This window comes from Streptomyces sp. NPDC091279 (assembly GCF_044757465.1).
Lineage (GTDB): Bacteria > Actinomycetota > Actinomycetes > Streptomycetales > Streptomycetaceae > Streptomyces.
The window spans coordinates 492,826-510,829 of record NZ_JBIVVA010000005.1 but is presented as its reverse complement, the minus strand read 5'-3'; the positions used below and the strand labels follow the sequence as shown (position 1 = coordinate 510,829).

The 18,004-nt window shown below is 70.6% G+C and carries 17 protein-coding genes; 4 read left to right on the top strand and 13 right to left on the bottom strand.

Annotated features, from left to right (window positions below):
* Positions 1-11 precede the first annotated feature (11 nt).
* The 4 genes from ACIQOU_RS15600 to ACIQOU_RS15585 form a co-directional block, all read right to left on the bottom strand.
* The gene (locus ACIQOU_RS15600; protein WP_401537233.1) at positions 12-1,445 is read right to left on the bottom strand and encodes a hypothetical protein; all 1,434 of its coding nucleotides are present in this window, start codon (positions 1,443-1,445) and stop codon (positions 12-14) included.
* Positions 1,446-1,550: 105 nt separating this feature from the next.
* Complete coding sequence (locus tag ACIQOU_RS15595) at positions 1,551-2,771, bottom strand: phosphatidylserine decarboxylase (protein ID WP_401537232.1); 1,221 nt, start codon at positions 2,769-2,771, stop codon at positions 1,551-1,553.
* Positions 2,772-3,062: 291 nt separating this feature from the next.
* On the bottom strand, positions 3,063-3,629 hold the full coding sequence (locus tag ACIQOU_RS15590) for a GNAT family N-acetyltransferase (RefSeq protein ID WP_401537231.1): 567 nt from the start codon (positions 3,627-3,629) through the stop codon (positions 3,063-3,065).
* Positions 3,626-4,645 (bottom strand): hypothetical protein, encoded by a 1,020-nt coding sequence (locus ACIQOU_RS15585; protein WP_401537230.1) that lies wholly within the window; start codon positions 4,643-4,645, stop codon positions 3,626-3,628. Before ACIQOU_RS15585 ends, ACIQOU_RS15590 begins: the two co-directional genes overlap by 4 nt.
* Positions 4,646-5,190: 545 nt before the next feature.
* On the opposite strand from ACIQOU_RS15585, the gene ACIQOU_RS15580 reads away from it, so the two are divergent.
* Genes ACIQOU_RS15580 through ACIQOU_RS15570 form a run of 3 tightly spaced genes read left to right on the top strand, consistent with a single transcriptional unit; the run spans position 5,191 to position 7,642 of the window.
* A complete protein-coding gene (locus ACIQOU_RS15580; RefSeq protein WP_401537229.1) occupies positions 5,191-6,210 on the top strand; it encodes a hypothetical protein in 1,020 nt (339 codons plus the stop codon).
* Positions 6,168-6,485: a hypothetical protein gene (locus tag ACIQOU_RS15575; protein WP_401537228.1), complete on the top strand. Its 318-nt coding sequence runs from the start codon at positions 6,168-6,170 to the stop codon at positions 6,483-6,485. The genes ACIQOU_RS15580 and ACIQOU_RS15575 overlap by 43 nt, the downstream gene beginning before the upstream one ends.
* Positions 6,482-7,642, top strand: a complete 1,161-nt coding sequence (locus ACIQOU_RS15570) for a hypothetical protein (protein WP_401537227.1) — start codon at positions 6,482-6,484, stop codon at positions 7,640-7,642. Before ACIQOU_RS15575 ends, ACIQOU_RS15570 begins: the two co-directional genes overlap by 4 nt.
* Positions 7,643-7,899: 257 nt before the next feature.
* On the opposite strand, the gene ACIQOU_RS15565 is transcribed toward ACIQOU_RS15570, so the two are convergent.
* From ACIQOU_RS15565 to ACIQOU_RS15550, 4 genes are all read right to left on the bottom strand, one after another.
* Positions 7,900-8,943: an NlpC/P60 family protein gene (locus ACIQOU_RS15565; RefSeq protein ID WP_401537226.1), complete on the bottom strand. Its 1,044-nt coding sequence runs from the start codon at positions 8,941-8,943 to the stop codon at positions 7,900-7,902.
* 103 nt (positions 8,944-9,046) lie between these two features.
* A complete protein-coding gene (locus tag ACIQOU_RS15560) occupies positions 9,047-9,385 on the bottom strand; it encodes a hypothetical protein (RefSeq protein ID WP_401537225.1) in 339 nt (112 codons plus the stop codon).
* A 118-nt stretch (positions 9,386-9,503) separates the two neighbouring features.
* A complete protein-coding gene (locus tag ACIQOU_RS15555) occupies positions 9,504-10,166 on the bottom strand; it encodes a TetR/AcrR family transcriptional regulator (RefSeq protein ID WP_401537224.1) in 663 nt (220 codons plus the stop codon).
* 38 nt (positions 10,167-10,204) lie between these two features.
* Entirely contained in the window at positions 10,205-11,155 is a 951-nt protein-coding gene (locus tag ACIQOU_RS15550) for a diiron oxygenase (protein ID WP_401537223.1), read from the bottom strand.
* A gap of 210 nt (positions 11,156-11,365) precedes the next feature.
* Here ACIQOU_RS15550 and ACIQOU_RS15545 point away from each other — a divergent pair, with 210 nt between their 5' ends.
* Positions 11,366-12,262: a hypothetical protein gene (locus ACIQOU_RS15545; protein ID WP_401537355.1), complete on the top strand. Its 897-nt coding sequence runs from the start codon at positions 11,366-11,368 to the stop codon at positions 12,260-12,262.
* 76 nt (positions 12,263-12,338) lie between these two features.
* Here the strand turns inward: ACIQOU_RS15545 and ACIQOU_RS15540 are convergent, their stop codons facing one another.
* From ACIQOU_RS15540 to ACIQOU_RS15520, 5 genes are all read right to left on the bottom strand, one after another.
* Complete coding sequence (locus tag ACIQOU_RS15540; protein WP_401537222.1) at positions 12,339-13,847, bottom strand: peptidoglycan D,D-transpeptidase FtsI family protein; 1,509 nt, start codon at positions 13,845-13,847, stop codon at positions 12,339-12,341.
* Entirely contained in the window at positions 13,844-15,199 is a 1,356-nt protein-coding gene (locus ACIQOU_RS15535) for an FtsW/RodA/SpoVE family cell cycle protein (protein WP_401537221.1), read from the bottom strand. The genes ACIQOU_RS15540 and ACIQOU_RS15535 overlap by 4 nt, the downstream gene beginning before the upstream one ends.
* Before the next feature lie 43 nt (positions 15,200-15,242).
* Complete coding sequence (locus ACIQOU_RS15530; protein WP_401537220.1) at positions 15,243-15,650, bottom strand: SH3 domain-containing protein; 408 nt, start codon at positions 15,648-15,650, stop codon at positions 15,243-15,245.
* A gap of 132 nt (positions 15,651-15,782) precedes the next feature.
* Positions 15,783-17,069 (bottom strand): ATP-binding protein, encoded by a 1,287-nt coding sequence (locus ACIQOU_RS15525; protein WP_401537219.1) that lies wholly within the window; start codon positions 17,067-17,069, stop codon positions 15,783-15,785.
* Entirely contained in the window at positions 17,066-17,773 is a 708-nt protein-coding gene (locus ACIQOU_RS15520; RefSeq protein ID WP_401537354.1) for a hypothetical protein, read from the bottom strand. Before ACIQOU_RS15520 ends, ACIQOU_RS15525 begins: the two co-directional genes overlap by 4 nt.
* Positions 17,774-18,004: the final 231 nt, after the last annotated feature.

Sequence of the window (18,004 nt, the reverse complement as noted above, 5' to 3'; positions counted from 1 at the left end):
GGCGGCAGGCCCTAGGGGGCCGGCGTCGGCCCCGGCTCCGGTTCCGTCTTCGGGACGTAGCCGGTGAAGGGCCGGTCGAAGAGCCAGTTGTAGAGCATCTCCCGGCAGATCTCCGGCTGGAACGCGGGCACTTGATGTCCGGAGTCGGGGATGGCGACCTGGGTGACGTTGTCCAACTGGCGCACGAATCCCTTGGGGTTGCCCTGGGCCTGGCTCCAGATCAGCCGGTCGGTTCCACGCCAGTCGTGCCGCTTGTTCCGCCCCTGCATCAGGTCGTCCAGGATCTCCTCGGTGCTGCGGTATCCGCAGGCGGTGTCGAAGTTCCCGGTGTAGAGGAGGGTCTTGTAGCCCTTCTTGATGAGTTCGGCGTACCACTCCGAGGCGTCCGCCATGTTGTCGTTCTGAAGATTCTCGGACACCGGCCCCGAGTCGTCCGCGCATTCCCAGGTGACGTTGTGGGGCACGTGGAGAGCCTCTTTCACGTGATCGCTGTTGAGATAGGCCTTCAGCGCCCCCATGGACAGGTCGTCCCAGCGCCGCACGTCGTAGACGTCGAAGTTTCCGCCGTACGCCAGGGTCTGGTCCACCAGCGCGGTGCCCAGGTTGTACGCCCACTTCATGTCCGCGCCCTCGTGCAGGACTTTCTGGAAATGGCGGTAGCGCTCCTCCAGCAGGTTCCTCTGGTCGATGCCGATGAACCCGGTCGTGTAGGCGTAGTCGATCAGAACGCGCAGCGACAGTTCGGGCTTGATCCAGCCGTTCCCAACGGCGATCCCCTGGAGGTCGATGTACGTCGGCTCCTTTCCGGTGCCGTTCCGCTTGCTCTTCTTCTTGGGGTTGCGCCGGTCGATCTCCAGGGCGATCGCTGGCACGTACTTTCCGGCGTAGCTCTCCCCGCAGACGTACACCGGACATGCCGCGTACTCCGGGTGCGCGGCGAAGAACTGCTGGAGGGCCTCCCAGAACATCTCGGCGAGTTGAGCCTCGCTGGTGACGTACTCACCCACGTCGGAGTAGCTGTACCCGGTGCCGAGGGGCTGGTCCCAGTAGATGACGTGCGCTTCCTGGTTCCAGCTGGTGGGGGCCAGTGAAATGGTCCCGGCGGCGTCGTCGGCGATGGTCAGCGGCCCGTTCTCCAGGAACAGTCCCAGTAGGGAGGAGGCGCCGGGACCGCCGTTGAGCCAGATCAGCAGGGGCGTCCGGTCGATCAGGTTCTGCTGATCCTTCGCCGGGGCGAGGGGATTGCAGGTCTGGCTCTCGAAGAACCAGTAGAAGAGATGGTTCTTGCCCTCCTGATTCGCGTCGATACAGCCGACATTCGCATGTCCGGCGTAGGAACGGACCTTCTTGGTCTCCTTGGTGAAGAGAGGGATCTGCTGGGTGTCGGCGACATTGGCCGGAATCGACGCGACGAGGTCGGGGAATTCGGGAGGCTCGGGGGACACGGGTCACCATCCGTTCGGGAGCGGCAGGGGAGCGGCAAGAGAGCGGCAGGGGGAGCGGCGGCGGTCAGCCGTGGCAGCAGCGGCGGTGAAAGTGGTGCGGCGGGATCAGGGCGCCAGGGGAAGGCGTCGCCGGGACTGCGAGTGGTACGGCCCGGTGAACAGACCCTTCGTGCGCTCGACCTGCTCCAGAACGCCGATGCGCTGCCCCTGCTGCATCTGCAACGCCGGGAACCGGTCCTTCTCGAACAGCAGGATGTTCAGCGACCCGCCGTACTTGAAGTTCCCGATCTTCTCGCCCTTGGTGACGGTGACCGGACCGTCGACGTTCGTGAACTTGGGCAGGTAGTTCACCGAGGCGATCGAATTGAGGCCGACAGTCACCATTCCGACGAGACCCTTGGAGGAGCGGCCGTGCGTGTCCTCGGGGTAATCCACCTCGATGATCACGTATCCCCGACGGAAGTGATCGAACATCTCGTAGTCGTATCCGTAGCCGACGTTCCCCTTGTTGAGCAGTTCGGGGAAGTCCCGCATGCCGTAGTAGGAGCCGGCGATGTCGCTCCGCCCCTCGACCAACGTCCCGCCCACCGGGGCGTGGTACCAGTGGTAGCTGTCGGGCATGAGAATGCAGGAAACCGCGGTCCCGTCCAGGAATTTGTCCGCGTGCTTGGAGTCGGCGAGCAACTGCCTGACGTTCATGGTCACGGTCTTGACCGGGATGGGCGTGTCCTCCTTCAGCTCATCCACGATCATGTTGATGACACAGTCGGCGGGGGCGACGACCACGCTGTTGTCGTCCTTCGCCGCGATGGGCCGCTTGTCCGGACCGGCGAGGTTCCGGGCGAAGAAGTCATTGAACGTCGCCCAGGGGCCGGGCTCGTAGTCCGCCATCTTCTTCTTGCCCAGGGCTGTCGACCAGTCCTTGATGAGCTGCTTGTTCCGCTCGCTGTCCTTCTCGTCCATCTGCATGCCTTGCAGATGCGTGAAGTCGGCGAGAATCTTGTGGCCGGGACCGGTGGTGACGAACACCATCCCGTAGATGTTCTCGTAGTTGAGCCAGCTGAACATCTCGATGTAGTTCAGCCCGGTGTGGACTCCCGGCATCCACGCGTACCAGTCCTCGAAGAACTTGCACAGGTCGCCGACCTTCCGGCCCTTCCAGTGGTACTGAATTTCCTTCGGGGTGTCCTCCGGGAACGCCACGACATTCGTGACCGCAGCGTCATAGAGGGTCCTGAAGCCCTCGACATCGTCCTTGTACCACCGCTTGATCTTGTCGGTGAACTCACCGAGGGTTTTCGAGAACTCGTCGTCGCTGTGCGCCACGTGCGTGCTCCTTGCGGGAGTTGAGGGGGCGTCGAATCCGTTACGGGGAACGGAGAAAGAACCCGGTGCACGCGAAATCGCCGCCGACCGATCGACAGACCGGATGACCGTACGACCGGCAAGGTGATCACCGAGTGACCTCAACCCTAGGCGGAGCGTGATCGACCACATGCGAGCAGAGGGGGCGTAATTGGGTCGAACCCGGGGGCGCAAGGGGCGCGCCGACGCCGGATCGTTTCCCCAACGGGGGGTGGTGCAAGGGGACTTGGCGGAGGGGGCCAGATGAGCCGGTCAGGTGGTCGGCTGCCCGAGGTCGAGGACCATCGCGGTGTAGAACGGCGCTTCGTCCCATGGATGCGAGAGGCCGACCTCGCGGTATCCCCACGTCGCGTACGCGGACTGGGCGGCCTTCGCTTCGGGCTCGGGCCGGACGGTCAGGGTGACGCGTTCGACGGTCAGGCCCTCAAGGAGCAGCGTGTGCAGACCGGCGGCGACGCCGAGACGGCGCCACTCCTTGCGCACGGCGAGTTCGAGGATGACCCACGTGCGGGTGCCGTCCTCCGCCGTGAACTCGTCGGGCAGGTCCTCTCGGACGTTGTTCCACCACTGGCTGTCGGCCGGGAGGAGGTAGCCGTAGGTGAAGCCGATGACCTGGTCCCCGTCGCGGGCGATGACCAGACGCATCCCGGCCCTCCGCGCGTGGACCTGGTAGTGCTCGATGAACTCGGCGACGTCCCTCGGACCCTCCCGGTACGGGGGCTCGGCGTATACCTCCTCGTACGCGGCGACGAACGTGTCGAGCTGCTCAGCGGCCTCCGTGCCCTCGTAGCGCTCGTAGGTCGGTCCGGTCGGCGTCACGCCGCTCCCTTCGCCCGGGCGTACTCGGACAGTTCCTCGACGGCCCGACGGGCGGTGTCGGCGTCGTATCGGCGCAGCAGGTCCGTCACCTCGTGGAGTTTCCGCGTGACGCGGCCGGACTCGACCTCTCCCAGGTGCTCCAGGCTTTCCACGGCATGAGCGGCGCCTTCGTCGACGGCGCCGGACCGGACCAGGCTGTTGGCGAGGGTCAGGCGGTACAGGGCGCGGTTGCGGCCGTAGGTACGGTCCTGATGGGCGAGCGCGGCCCGGAGGAACTGCACGGCTGAGTCATGGCGGCCCAACTCGGTGTAGAGCATCCCTTGCGCATAGTCGAGTTCGGCGTGGCCGTGGAACGCCGCCCACTCCGGTGCCGGGCGGCCCCGGCCGGTGCTGCTGCTGTCGACCAGGCGCATGGCCTCACTGAGGCGTCGCCCAGCGGCGCGGCCGTCGTTCATGAGGGACAGGGCACGCGCTTCCCGGGCGGCGATGATCGACCGGAGCGTGGGCGAGCTGAGGCGGATGGCGCGCTCCTGGGCGGCCCTGGCGAGTTCGAGTCCTTCGCGGGGCCGGCCTTCGTGGCACGCCTGCAAGCTCATGGAGCTGAAGACGAGCACGTCGAGGTTCGGGTCTTTCAGGACGGTGGCGCTGGTCAGGGCTTGCCCCCAGTACAGCCGGGCGCTGTCCTGGTCGTCGGCGTCGTAGAACAGCCAGCCGCAGTGTTCGGCGGCCTCGCCCGCGAGGAGCTGGAGTTGACGGCCGATGGTGTCCGGGTAGGTGCGCGTGCTCACGATGCGCCGCACTCGGCGTAGGTGACGGACGGCCAGTGAGCGGACGTCGTCCCCGCCGTAGGCGTCGTCGAGCTGGAAGAGGCTGTGCAGGCCCGCCCGCAGTTCGAGCAGGTGGGCGGTTCCGACGGCGCCGGGTGCCCCGACCGGGGTGAGGGGGCGCGGGTGCGCGGGGAGGCCGGCGCCGACGGCGACGCCCACGGTATCGGCAAGGAACGCACGTCGGTCCACGGGGAGCGTGCCTCTCTGTGCGGGAAACGCAGCTCGCCCCACGGTGGCACCTGGCGGAGGCCCGGGGAAGCCGAGCAGGTGAGGGCTTAACCCGAACATGGCGTGGAGGACGCGCCACGCCCGTAACCTCGGCGCGGGTGGCGCCGGTTGCCGCCAGCGGTGGAACTGTCGGCACGTCACGGTGACAGGCTCGCCGAGGACATCGGCCGCCATCTGGAAGGCGCGAAGAAAGTCCGCCGGTTTCGACCACCCGTGCTCGACACATGCCTGCTCGAACGGTGTCAGGACATCCACCCGGTACCTCCGGTGATCTGGTTCATACCGACGGTAGCGCTCGCCTGACGGCGGGAAAGTCCGTCCGGCCTGAAAGTCCGGCGAAGAGTCCGACTGAACGTCCGGCGTGATCTGTTGCCGTGGCGTTGGCTCGTATGCAAGGGAGACAACGCCCTGCTCGCAGGCGGCCGCCGCTGCCTGCCCGTACGGCCTGCGCCCCCGAAACGTGACCACCGACCCATAGGTGGCGCACACTCACAAGGAGGCGGTCAGTGCCCCTCACCGCAAGCGAGAACACGGCGGTCGCGGCGGATCTGCTGCACCGCACGAGCCGACGGCACATCGTCCGAGCGGTTGAACGACGGTGGCCGGACAAGGAGATCGTCCTCGGTCCCCAGCACCCGAGCGTCACGTCGTACGTCTGCCGGGTGACGGTGAACGGCGAAGACCTGATCGCCAAGTACAGCTGGCTGGGGCTGTCGCTGGTGTCCATCCTGCGCGGCGTCGCACCGATCGGTGAGCGATCCGTCGTCGGCGTGTTCCGGCGGAAGTTCAACGGCCTGAGCACCGCGGGCCGGTTACGCACGCTCGGCCAGGACAGTCGGCTTCCGGAGCACGAACGCCAAGAAGTCGCGGAGCTGGTGCGAACCGCAGCGTGGCGGCTGCTGCGGATGGCCGGTGCGATCTCCACCCGCCGGGACCTCCTGGTGTTCGGAGATCTCAAGCCCGAGCACGTCCACATCGACGGCCCCCACCTCAACTTCATCGACCCGGCCGTGCAGTGGGCGGCTGGGCCGCAGCCCGACATCGCGAAACTCACCGGCCGGGCAGTCCTTCTCGCTGTCGGGCACCCGGACCGGTCGGCCGGGTCGCAGATCGTTCAGGGCGTCGCGGCCACCCTCGCCCGGTACCTCGCGGCCCTCCCGGAGCATGAGCGAGCAGGTCAGTTACGGGAGATCATGGTCCTCTGGCTCATGGACACCGTGAGCATCCTGAGTACCTGCCTCAGCGCGCCGCAGGGCCTCCTCCTCACCCCCCATCAGCAGTCCCTCGTGGAGCGGGCCCGCACGGTGGCGGGATTCGTGGACCGAGCGAGTGCGCTTCTCGTCGGGTCGTCGGGCTGCTGCTGGCCCGGTACGCGCGGGTGTCGCCGGACCGGGTGCATGGCCACGTCATCGGCGAGCACGGTGACCGCGCGGTCGTCTGCGCGTCGACGACGACCGTCGACAGCCACCCGGTCGCCGTCCCGGTGCGGACGGTCCTCGACGAACTCCACCAGCGGCCGGCGCTGATCCGAAGCGGCATCGGCCGTACCCGCTGCGGGCCCGCCGGTGCCGTGCTGTCGACGCTCCGCAAAGCCCTCGGCCTGGTCGACGGCGTCGAGGAACTGTCCGTCCCCTACGGGGACGTCTTCCTCGGAATTCCGATGCGCTTCACCGGCGGCAGCGCCACACCGTGCCTGCCCCCGCTCACTCGGTCCGAACGCCTGGGTCTGGACTCGGCCGCCGGCAGTCTCCGTGACGCGTACACCCTCCTGCCCGCCCTTCCCGAAAGGATCGCCACATGATCAGCGCCACCCGACTCGACGCCGCCACGGCGGCCGTCACCGTACTCAGCAACCGCAAGGAGGTGACGGACTGGACCCTGCGGTACTTCGGCCCGTGGTGGAACGCCGCGCCGGTCGACGCCACCGAGGGGTGCGCCGGGGCGGTGGTGATCGCCGACGTCGTGGAACCCTCCGAGTACGAGGAGATCACCTTCCTCGTCCGTGACGGTCGGCCCACGCACGAGGCCGACTACGCGAAGCACCCGCTGCTGGTGGCTCGTGACGGGGAGGACATCATCGCCACGTCACCGGAGGAAGGCATCGCGTACCGCAGCACACCGTCGTCCGGTCGGCTCGTCCTCGCGGGCACCGAGGCTCAGCCGCTCGCCCTGGCCGCCGCGCGCCTCGCGCGGGAGTCGATCCGTGGTCAACTCCTCGGTGACGGATGGGCGGTGCTGCACTCCTCCGCCGTCGTGCGGCCGGACGACGGCGCGACGCTTCTCGCCTTCGGTGACAAGGGGGCCGGGAAGACGACCACGGCTCTGCTGCTCGCCTCGCACGGCTGGCAACTCCTCGCCAACGACAGGGTGTTGGTCCGGCCGACCGGCGAGCGGGACGTCGACGTCGTGCCCTGGCCGTCCGCTGCCGCCCTCGGCCTGGGCCTGCTGCACTCGTTCGGTTGGGACGTCATCGCCCGCGAGCACCTGGTGGCCGGTTCGAGCTTCCATCCGACTCAGCACGAGTCCGTGACCGAGGCGCTGCTCGCCGGCGACCACACGCCGCTGTGGGAGAACGGGAAACGGGAGCGGAAGGTCCAGGTGTTCCCGGACCAGTTCCCGACCCTGTTCGACGTGCCGTTGGCCACCGGCGGCCGGGCGGCCGGACTCCTCTTCCCCCAGATCGACGCCGACGCGGCACCGGACGTCGTCGACGGCACGCGCACACTGGGAGAGGCCGACTTCATGTCGGGGGCCACGGAAGACCGGTACCCGGACCTCTTCGGGCTCGCCCAGGGCGTGGACAGCGGCGGCCGGTCGAGCGCCCGCGCCGAGGTCGCCGCCCGGCTCGCCGAGTTGCCTCACCGGACGATCCGCCTGAGCCACGACATCCCGGCAAGCACCGCACTGCTGCAAAAGGCCACCCACACAATCTGCCCACCCCTCTACAAAGAAAAGTAAGCACCCAACTCCCCCCAAACGAGTGACCAGCCAAGTCCCTATAAGGCACGAGGGCCGCTTCAAACCCCCGGCCCGGCAACGCCGCCAAGGGGCGCGGGGTCACTGCAAACCCCCGGCCCGGCAACGCCGTGAAGGGGCGCGGGGCTGTGTCGATATGCGGCTCCGCCGCGCGGGCGCGACCAGCCCCCCACGGCGCCGCACCCGAATAACCTCAGTCACCCCCCTCACCCCCCCTCACCCCCCCTCACCCCCCCGCCCTAGACCTCGGCGGAGTCGGGGCGGACCGCTCCCAGGATCGGGTGGGCGGCCAAGGGCGTCACCTTGACCTTCTCGCCGGTGCGTGGCGCCTGCACCACCCTGCCCTCGCCGAGATACAGCGCGACATGCGTAGCCTCGGGGAAGTACACGACCAGGTCACCCGGCCGCAGCTCGGAGAGCGGAACGTGGGGCAGCTGGGCCCACTGCTCCTCACTGGTCCGGGGGATCACAGAACCCGCGTGCCCCCACGCCTGGGAGGTCAACCCGGAACAGTCGTACGCGGCCGGCCCCTCCGCCCCCCACTCATACGGCTTGCCGAGCTGCCGCAAGGCGAAATCCACCGCCCGCTTCCCCGCCCCGGACGGCACCCGCTCGGTGCTGCTGAGGGCACCGGACGTCACCAACTCCCGTTGCGCGGTGTCGACGTTCCGCTGTTCGAACCGGGCCAGATCCGCCAGCCGGCGAGGGGTGAGACCGGCGAGCAGGGACTCCACCTCACCGAGGCTGCGCCGCACGTCGTCCCGGTCCTTCTGCTGCTTCTCCGCGAGGGCGAGTTGCGTGTCCAGGGCGGCGCGGGCCTTGCGGGCGAGGTCGCCGGCCTTCCGCTCACTGCCGGTCAGCCGACCCACCGTCTCGGCACGTTCGCGGGCGACCTGCCCGATGACATGGCGCTGGGCCAGCGCCTGCTGCGGATTGCGGGCCAGCAGCAGGCGGAGGTAGGGGGAGAGGGCGCTGCTGCCCTGGTACTGCTGGCGGGCGAGGCGCCCGGCCGCACCCCGGCTGTCGTGCAGGGAGAGGCGGGCGCGGGCGAGTTCGCCGTCGAGGCGGGCGACCTCGGCGCGTTCGCGCTGGAGGCGCTCGGCGGTGCCGTTGTAGGTCTCGGTGGCCTGTTCGGCCTTGCGGTAGCGGTCCTGAAGGTCCGTCAGCAGCTCGGCCACGCCCCGCTCCCCGGGCTGCGGGACGGCTGCGGCGGGCAGCGGGACGAGGACGGTACCGGCGGCCAGCGCCGCCGTACAGACCAGGTGGGGAAGCCTTCCTGACACGTCATCACCTCCGGTGCGCGGCGGCCGGTCCGCCCCGCATCGCGAGCATGGGACGCGCCCGCCGGTTCCGCGCGCCGGGTGTGCGCGGTTCGGCGCAACCGGGTCACCCGTCGGTGTCGTCCCGCTTGCCGTCCGGCGTGGCGTCCTGCCGGGGGGCGGGACGGTGGTCGGGCCGAGGGGTCGGCTTGGACCAGGGCCAGTTCAGGCCGCCGCCCTTCTTGCCCGCCGGGTCGAACTCGTACTTCCAGCCCTGCGGGACGCCGAGCCGTCTGCTGTGGGCGCGGGGGACCCGGCGGTAGACCAGCACGGTGGGCGGGCCACCGGCGTGGTCCGGGACGGGGATGCGGTACGTCTTGGGCGGGTGCCCGGTCGGGCCGAGCAGCACGGGCAGGGTCCGGCCGTCCATCGGGCCGCCCTCGAAGGGCGTGTCCTGTCGTTTCACGGCACCAGTCTCGGACAGTTCATCCAGTTCACCGCACCGGGCCCGCAGCGGGCGCCGGTCTCAGACGTTCTCTGACCTTCTCGGACGTTCAGACCTTCCCGGACGTTCTCGAACCGTCTCAGGCGCTCTCGGACGTTCCGGCGAGGGCCTGTACCAGGGCCTCGGTCTCCGGGTCCCGGGCAGCGGTGACCGACAGCACGGCCACGAACTGGTCCACCAGCCAGTCCCGCAACTCGTCCTTCGGCGGCTGCTTGTCCTCGTCGAGCCAGATCAGCGAGGCCGCCTCGACGGCGGTGACCCACATCCGGACGGTCATCCGCAGCCGGGGTCCGGGGGTGGGCACCTCCAGGTGCTTGAGGATGTTCTCGGCGGCGGTGCGGCGCACCCCGTCGACGATGGCCGTCGTCCGGGACGTCTCGACGACGCTGCCACCCTGGAGGAGCGCGCTGAATCCGGCGTCGTGCTGGTCGACGAAGGCGAGGTGGCGGTCGAGGGCCTTGCCGAGGCGGGACAGCAGGGGACCGTCGGGCGGCACGGCGAAGCACTCCTGCAACTCGTCGGCCGCGGTGCGCAGCGCGGCCTCGTACAACTGCTGCTTGCCGCCCGGGAAGTAGCGGTACACCAGTGGCCGGGAGACGCCGGCGACCTCCGCCACGTCGTCGAGGGAGACGTCTTCGGGCGCGCGGTGCGCGAACAGACTCAGTGCGGCGTCGAGGAGTTGGTCGCGGCGCTCCCTGACGCTGAGGCGGCGGTAGGCGGGGGTCAAGGCCGAGGGGCTCATACGCGCAGCGTAACGGGCCCCGTCCGATGTGCGGGCTTTTACGCCAGCAGCCCGGAGGCCTTCCACAGCCGTCGGCCGGTGCCGCGCAGCACGCCGATGTCGTCCAGGAAGTCGGTGAGCCGCCTGGAACCGGCCTGCATGATCTCCCGGCGATGGCCGCTGGCCCGCACCTGCGCCATCGCCTCGCGCCGGTCGAGTCCTACGTTGGGGTAGACGTCCGGGTTGACGAACGCCACCGAGAAGAGGCGGGCGAACTCCCCCGAGGTCACCCGGGTGACCTCCTGCGACCACCTCGACGCCGTCACCATCTGGCGCCGCAACTCCTCACGCGCGTACCGCACATGGCGGGCCTCCTCGACGACATGGATGCGGGTGACGCCCCGGATCAGGGGCTGCACCCGCTCGTCGGGGAAGGTGAGGCGCTGCATCCAGTCGAGCACCTCCTCACCCAGCAGGGTGGCGGTGAACGAACCCGGGGTGTTCGAGACGGCCTTGAAGACCCGGCCCACGTTCTGGTGGACGCGGCTCACCGGGTACCAGGGGGTGTCACCCCGGGAGACGAGCCGCGCGAACATCTTCGAGTGACGGCACTCGTCCTCGATCTCGGTGAGCGCGTACCGCACATGCGCACTGGTCGCCGACTTGTCGTAGATGTGCCGGACCAGCAGCTGCATCAGGATCAGTTCGAACCAGATGCCGAGGGACGCGAGGGCCGCCGCCTCGTGCCGGGAGAGCAGTATGCGCTGCTCCTCGCTCATCCGCCGCCACAACGGGGTGCCGTACAGGGACACCAACTCCGGTGGCCAGAACCACTTTCCGTCCTCGAACGGCGCGTCCCAGTCGAGTTCCTTGTCGGGGTCGAACGAGTGTCTCGCGGACGCGGCCAGCAGCCGTTCGGCCACCTGCTCCCGGTCCTTGAGCAGCCCGAGCGCGTCGCGCGGCCCGTCCGGTTCCGGTGTCCCGGTCTGCGACGGAGTTCGGGTCGTCATGGTCTGCCACCTCACTGCCGGACTGGTCACCCAGGGGGTATCTCCACCGCCTCTTATGAGACTGCCTGTCAGTAAGCCCGTCAATCCCTCGTGCGGGGCTGGTCGTTGGGGACCTGGGGAGCCGAGGGGCGGGATGTGTGGCGGGAGGGGGCGGCGGTGCCCGGCCGTGGCCGGATCGTCACCCCGATGCAGTAGCGTTTCAGCGTGTCCATGCCGCCAGCACCGCAGAACCCCTACGGCCAGCAGCCGCCGCCCCAGGGCCCGTACGGCCAGCAGTCGCCACCGCCGCACGGACCGTACGGCCAGCAGCCGCCGCCTCCCGGTCCGTACGGCCAACAACCGCACCCGCAGGGCCAGTTCGCCCCGCCCCCGGGTCAACCGCCGTACGGCGCGCCCCCGTTCCCGCAGCAACAGCAGCAACCGTACGGCTGGGGTGCGCCGGTGGGCCCGCCCCCGCCGAAGAAGTCGCGTACCGGGCTCGTCCTCGGGATCGTCGGCGGGTCGGTCGCCCTCGTGGTCATCGGCGTCGTCGCGCTCGGGGTGCTCGGCGCGAAGGTGGCCAACAGCGGTTTCCCCGAGGCGAAGTTCACGCTGACGCTGCCGCAGACGCTGATCGACGACACCTACGAACTCTCCCAGGACCTCTCCAAGACGCAGGGCCAGTCGATCCTGGACGAGGCCGACGGCGCCTGGGACGCCAAGGTCGACGGAGCCGCCGTCGGCACCTACCACCTGGGCGGCGACGAGACGAAGGGCACGCTCGTGGTGTCCGGCATGTACGGGCGGTTCAAGAACACCGACCTGGCCCGGAACAACATGATGAAGGGTGCCGCCGAGGGCGACGGCGCCAAGGTGGCTGTCGCGCCGAAGGACTTCCACCCGGACGGCACTGGCGGCATCACCGTCACCTGCGAGGTCCTCACCCAGACCCAGTCCGCCACCGAGGTCACCCTCCCGGTCTGCGGCTGGACCGACGAGAACACCGGCGCCTCGGTCGCCGAGGTCACCCCCGAGACGGTCACCCAGGACCCGGCCGACGTCGACCTGGACAAGGCGGCGGCGACGACCCTGAAGGTGCGCGCGGAGATGCGGAAGGCGATCGAGTGAGGCGGGACATCCCCTAGGGGCCCCGGGGTCTGTCCCCCTGGGGGCTCGGGGTCTGCCCCTGGGGCCCTCCGATCCCCTAGGGCTTGCCCCGGGTGTGCAGGGCCGCCTCCATCACCGCCTTCGCGATCGGCGCCGCCACCCCGCCGCCCGTGATCTCGCCGCGGACCGCCGACGCGTCCTCGACCACCACGGCGACCGCGACCTTCGGTTCCGTGGCGTGGTCGGCCTGGGCCCAGGAGACGAACCAGGCATACGGGGTACCGGAGTTGCCCAGGCCGTGCTGGGCGGTGCCGGTCTTGCCGCCGACGGTGGCGCCCCGGACGGCGGCGTTGGCGCCGGTGCCCTCGGTCACCACGTTCTCCATCAACTCCCGCACCCGGGAAGCCGTCGAGGGCTGCATCACCTGGCGGGCCGGGTGGGAGAGCGGTGTGCCGACCGGGTCGCCGTCGTTGTTCGTGGTGCGCTCCACCAGATAAGGCTCCCGCAGCAGACCGCCGTTGGCGACGGTCGCCGCGACCATCGCCATCTGCAACGGAGTGGCACGGGTGTTGTACTGGCCGATCGACGACAGCGCCAACTGGGCCTTGTCCACCGAGGTGTCGAAGGTCGAACGGGCCACCGAGAACGGCACCCGCAGGCCCCCCTCGTTGAACCCGAACGCCTCCGCCGTCGCCGCCATCCGCGTCACGCCCACGTCCACGCCGAGCTTCGCGAACACCGTGTTGCACGACCACGCGAACGCGGCCCGCAGCGGGGCGTCCTGGCAGCCGTCGCCCTCGTTGGTCAGCCGCGTCGTGGTGCCGGGCAGGGTGTAGGGGGCGGGGGAGCGGGTCGCCGCGTCGAGATCCGTGATCACCCCGGCGTCCAGCGCGGCCGCCGCCGTCACCACCTTGAACGTCGACCCCGGCGGATAGGTCTGCCGGATCGCCCGGTTGAGCATCGGCTTGCTCGGATCGGCGTTCAGCCGCGCCCAACTCCGTTCATTGGAGGGCGCGTTGCCCGACAAGAGCGCCGGGTCGTACGACGGCGTCGACACCAGCGCCAGAATCCGCCCGGTCGACGGCTCCACCGCCGCCACCGCCCCCGTGCGCCCGCCGAGCCCGCTGAACGCCGCCCGCTGCGCGGCCCCGTCGAGGGTGGTGATCACGTCGCCGCCCGGGGGGACCCGCCGGATGAAGTCGTTCCACAGCGCGAACGGCGTCAGCAGCGGATCGGTGCCGGACAGCAGCGGGTCCCGGGCGTGCTCCAGGAACGTCGTCCCGTACGTCTGCGACGCGAACCCGGTCACCGGCGCGTACAACGGCCCGTCACGGTAGGTCCGTTCGTACCGCAGCTGCTCGCCGGAGTCCCGGGAGCCGGTGACGCGCTCGCGGCCGACCAGGATGTCACCGCGCGGTTTCTCGTAACGGACGATGGTGGAGCGGCGGTTGGCCGGATTGTCGTCGTAGGAGCGGGCCTCGACGACCTGGATGCGGAAGGCGTTGACGAGCAGCGCGGCCAGCAACAGGGCGCCCAGGAAGCCCGCGTGGCGCAACGTGGGGATGCCGCCGGGGCGCACGGGGTCGAGATGGTGGGGGAGCGTCATGGGGCGAGCCGTTCCTCGTCGCGGGCCGAGTCGCTGAGCCGGATCAGCAGCGCCACGATCGCCCAGTTGGTGACGACGGACGAGCCGCCCTGCGCCAGGAACGGCATCGCCATCCCGGTCAGCGGGATCAGCCCGGTCACCCCGCCGGCGATCACGAACACCTGGAGCGCCACGATCGACGCGAGCCCCACCGCGAGGAGTTGACCGAACGGGTCGCGCAGCGCGAGCCCGGTGCGGTAGCCCCGTTCGACGAGCAGACCGTAGAGCAGGAAGATCGCGGACAGGCCCGTCAGGCCCAACTCCTCGCCCGCGGTGGCCAGGATGAAGTCCGACTTGACCGCGAAGCCGATCAGGATCGAGTGGCCGAGCCCCAGCCCGGTGCCGAGGACACCGCCCGCCGCGAACGCGAACAGCGACTGCGCCAGCTGGTTGGGGCCCTGCCCGGCCTCGATCGACGCGAACGGATGCAGCCAGTCCTCCACCCGGCTGTGCACATGCGGCTCCAGCCAGCCGACGGCCACCGCGCCCAGCGACGCCAGCAGCAGCCCGACCGCGATCCAGCCGGTGCGGCCGGTGGCGACGTACAGCAGGACGACGAACAGGCCGAAGAAGACCAGCGAGGTGCCGAGGTCGCGCTCCAGGACCAGGACACCGACGTTGAGCAGCCAGACGGCGACGATCGGGCCCAGCACCCGGCCGGTGGGGAGCTGGACCCGCCAGATCCGGCGGCCGGTGTAGGCCAGCGCGTTGCGGTTGGCGGCGAGGTAGGCGGCGAAGAAGACGGCGAGCAGGACCTTCGCGAACTCGCCGGGCTGGATGGAGAATCCGGCGATCCTGAGCCAGATCCGGGCGCCGTTGACGGCCGGGAAGAAGATCGGCAGGACCAGCAGGGCGAGGGCGGCGGCGACACAGACGTAGGCGTAGCGCTGGAGCACCCGGTGATCGCGCAGCACCAGGACGACCACCATGAACACGGTCACCCCGAGCGTGGACCACACCAGTTGGGCGGGGGCGGCCCGGTCGGCGGGGGTCTCCAGGTCGAGCCGGTAGATGAGGACGAGGCCGAGGCCGTTGAGGAGCACGCCGATCGGCAGCAGCAGCGGGTCCGCGCGCGGGGCGCGCCACCGCACCGCGAGATGGGCGAGGAACGCGAGCACGCCGAGCCCGGCGCCGTAACCGGCGGCGCCGGGCGGGACGGCGCCCGACTTCGCGAGGCCGACCGCGCAGTAGCCGTACACACAGAGCAGGACGGCCAGGACGATGAGGGCGAGTTCGAGGCCGCGGCGCCGGGGCCGGTGGGCCGCGGCCTCGGTCGGGTCCGCCGTGGCCGCGGCGATTCCGGCGTGGGTCATGTCCGGAACCTACCCAAATAGTGGGGGTGGTGAGGTCAGGGCGTCAGCACCAGCGTGGCGCCGGGCCGATGTTGTCGATGAAACGGGCCGAACCCCACGCCCAGGTCCCGTCCGTGAGGAGGTACCAGAGCGGGTTGCCGTCGACGCGCTGACCGGGCGTCTTGCAGTCGATCCAGACGCGTTCGCCCCGGTGGGCCACCCGGATCACCCGGCTGCCGCGGTCCGGTCTGCTGCGCAGCAACAGTTCCTCCGCGGTCACGACGCCCCGGTAACGGCGTGGGTTGTCACGGCCGTCGTCGTCCCGGTCGTCCCAGTTGTCGTGACGGCTGTGGCTGTAGCTGTCGTCCTCGTCGTCCCGGCCGTCCGCGAGAGCCGGGGCGGCGGTCGAGACGAGGAGGGTACCGGCGGCGGCCACTATGGCGAGACGGGTGCAGGTGGAGCGCAGGGACATGGGGACTACTCCTCCGAGAAAGGGGCGGAACTGACTGATCGCCACACTAGGAGCAGTCGTTGACGGTCGCCCGTCACGCTGGTCCATCAGGGAGGGGCCCGGCCGGACCGCTGAGGCGCGCGGGTGACGGCGTCACGCCGGGGCGCCGGGGGCGGCGGGGTCGGCGGGGCCCGGGAGATGAGGCAGCGTCAGGGTCGCCGTCGCGCCGCCGTCGCCGGGCGCGTTCGTGAACTCCAGGCGGGCGCCCAGCACCTCCGCCTGCCCCACCGCGATGGTCAGCCCGAGCCCGTGCCCGGTTGCCCCGCCCTCGGTGCGGAACCGCTGCGGACCGTGCGCCACGAGGTACTCCGGATACCCGGCCCCGTGATCCCGCACGGTGACGACGGGCCCGTCCACCGTCAACGTCACCGGCGCCCGCCCATGCTTGTGCGCGTTCACGACGAGGTTCCCGAGCACCCGTTCCAGGCGCCGCCGGTCGGTCTCCACCAGCGCGTCCCGCACCACGACCACCTCGGTCCCGGCCAGCCCCGTCGCCCGCACCACCCGCTCGGCCACCGCCCCCAACGCCTCGGTGTCCAGCTCCAGCCGCTCCCGCCCGGTGTCGAGGCGGGAGATCTCCAACAGGTCCTCCGTCAGCACCCGCAGCGCCGCCACCCGGTCCCGCACCAGCTCCGTCGGCCGCCCCGGCTCCAGCAGTTCGGCCGCCGCGTGCAGCCCGGTCAGCGGGGTCCGCAACTCGTGCGCCACGTCCGCCGTGAACCGCTGCTCGCTCAGCAGCTTCCCCTGCAACGACGCCGCCATCGAGTCCAGCGCGACGGCGACGGCGGCCACCTCGTCCTGCGGGCGCGCCCCGGCCCTCGCCTGCGGGTCGTCCACCCGCGCGTCCAGGTCGCCCGCGCTGATCCGCCGGGCCACCCGGGCCGTCGCGTGCAGCCGCCGCGTCACCCGCGTCACCGCGAACGCCCCCACCAGCAACGTCGCCCCGATCGCCAGCAGCGACGACCACAGGATCGCCCGGTCGAGCCCGGCGATGGTCCGCGCGTGCTGCGCGTAGTCGACCTCGACGCCCAGCGCCCGGTTCCCGTCGGCGGGCCCGGCCGCCCACATCGTCGGCCGCCCGCGCCACCGGGTGACCATCGTGCCGCGCTCCCCGCCCACGGCCAGCGCCCGCAGCGACGTCGGCAGCCCCGGCGGATCGACGCCCGCCCCCGGCTCCAACGTGTCCCCCGCCTCGTACGCCTTCGTCGCCTCCGCGAGCCGGGACAGCGCGAGGCCCCGTGCCTGGTCGACGGTCTGACCGGTCACCGACACATGCACCAGAACGCCGAGCAGGGCGGCCAGCGCGCAGCACATCACCGTGATGAACACGGCCGCCTTCACCGCGAGCGTCCCGGCCCACGCGGGCAGCGCGACCCTCACCGCGCGCTCGCGGAGGGCGACGCGGGCGCCGGCGCGGGCGGGGTCGCGGGGTGGTCGCCGTGGCCGATGCGGATCATCTCGTCGTGGGTCAGCAGCATCACCCGCTGCTGCGGGTCCCAGGTCCACTGGAAGCGGTACTCGTACGACGCGATGTCGGAGGGCGCGTGGATGATCACGGACCGGCCGGCCAGTTCGACGGAGCTGACGGCATCGTCGTTCGACATGACCTGAACCAGCCGTCCCTCCTCGAACGTGTACACGCGAACGGCGGTCTGGTCGCCCGGCAGCAGCCGGAACCCGAGCGCCAGATCCTCGTGGCCGTCGCCGGTGAGGTCGCGGTAGTACGCCTTCAGGACCGGGCACTCGCCGTGGCCCGCGCCCTCGCCGCACTCCGCCATCCGGCGGGCGGTCTCCCGGTAGGGCGCCTTGGCGCCCGTGTACGACCCCGGGTCCTGGCGGATCTCCGCGCGTACGACGTCCACCGGGTCGACCTTGCGAACGTCGTTGCCGGGGGCGGTGATGCCGCGCATCAGCTCGGATTCGCCGTCGTCGTAGTTCCACGCGGGGGTGGAGGCGGGGGTGAGGTCTGGCCATAGGCGGGCGGGGCTGGTGGCGGTGGGGGTCGGGCCCGCGCTGGCCAGGTCGCCCGCGTCGCCGCAACCCGCTGTCGCCGCGAGCGTTGCCACGAGGGTGGCGGTGAGCATCGCTGTGCGGGTACCTGTGCGCTTGCCGCGCCGGGTGCGGGCGGGGTGGGTTGTGCGGGGCACGGGGCTCCTGGGCGGGGGTGGCTGGAAAGGGTGCGTCCCAGTACACCCTATTCATCCCGATGAGTGGAGGGGATGGTGGGCGGGTGCGGCTCCGTCGTGGCTGGTCGCGCAGTTCCCCGCGCCCCTTTGGGGCGTTGCCGGGGCGTTGGCTGTATTGCTCGGGCCCGT

Coding starts and splice junctions, on each gene's coding strand:
- ACIQOU_RS15570 (WP_401537227.1), top strand. CDS start 6,482: ATGATCAGCGCCACCCGACTCGACGCCGCCACGGCGGCCGTCACCGTA.
- ACIQOU_RS15555 (WP_401537224.1), bottom strand. CDS start 10,166: ATGAGCCCCTCGGCCTTGACCCCCGCCTACCGCCGCCTCAGCGTCAGG.
- ACIQOU_RS15550 (WP_401537223.1), bottom strand. CDS start 11,155: ATGACGACCCGAACTCCGTCGCAGACCGGGACACCGGAACCGGACGGG.
- ACIQOU_RS15545 (WP_401537355.1), top strand. CDS start 11,366: ATGCCGCCAGCACCGCAGAACCCCTACGGCCAGCAGCCGCCGCCCCAG.
- ACIQOU_RS15540 (WP_401537222.1), bottom strand. CDS start 13,847: ATGACGCTCCCCCACCATCTCGACCCCGTGCGCCCCGGCGGCATCCCC.
- ACIQOU_RS15535 (WP_401537221.1), bottom strand. CDS start 15,199: ATGACCCACGCCGGAATCGCCGCGGCCACGGCGGACCCGACCGAGGCC.
- ACIQOU_RS15530 (WP_401537220.1), bottom strand. CDS start 15,650: ATGTCCCTGCGCTCCACCTGCACCCGTCTCGCCATAGTGGCCGCCGCC.
- ACIQOU_RS15520 (WP_401537354.1), bottom strand. CDS start 17,773: ATGCTCACCGCCACCCTCGTGGCAACGCTCGCGGCGACAGCGGGTTGC.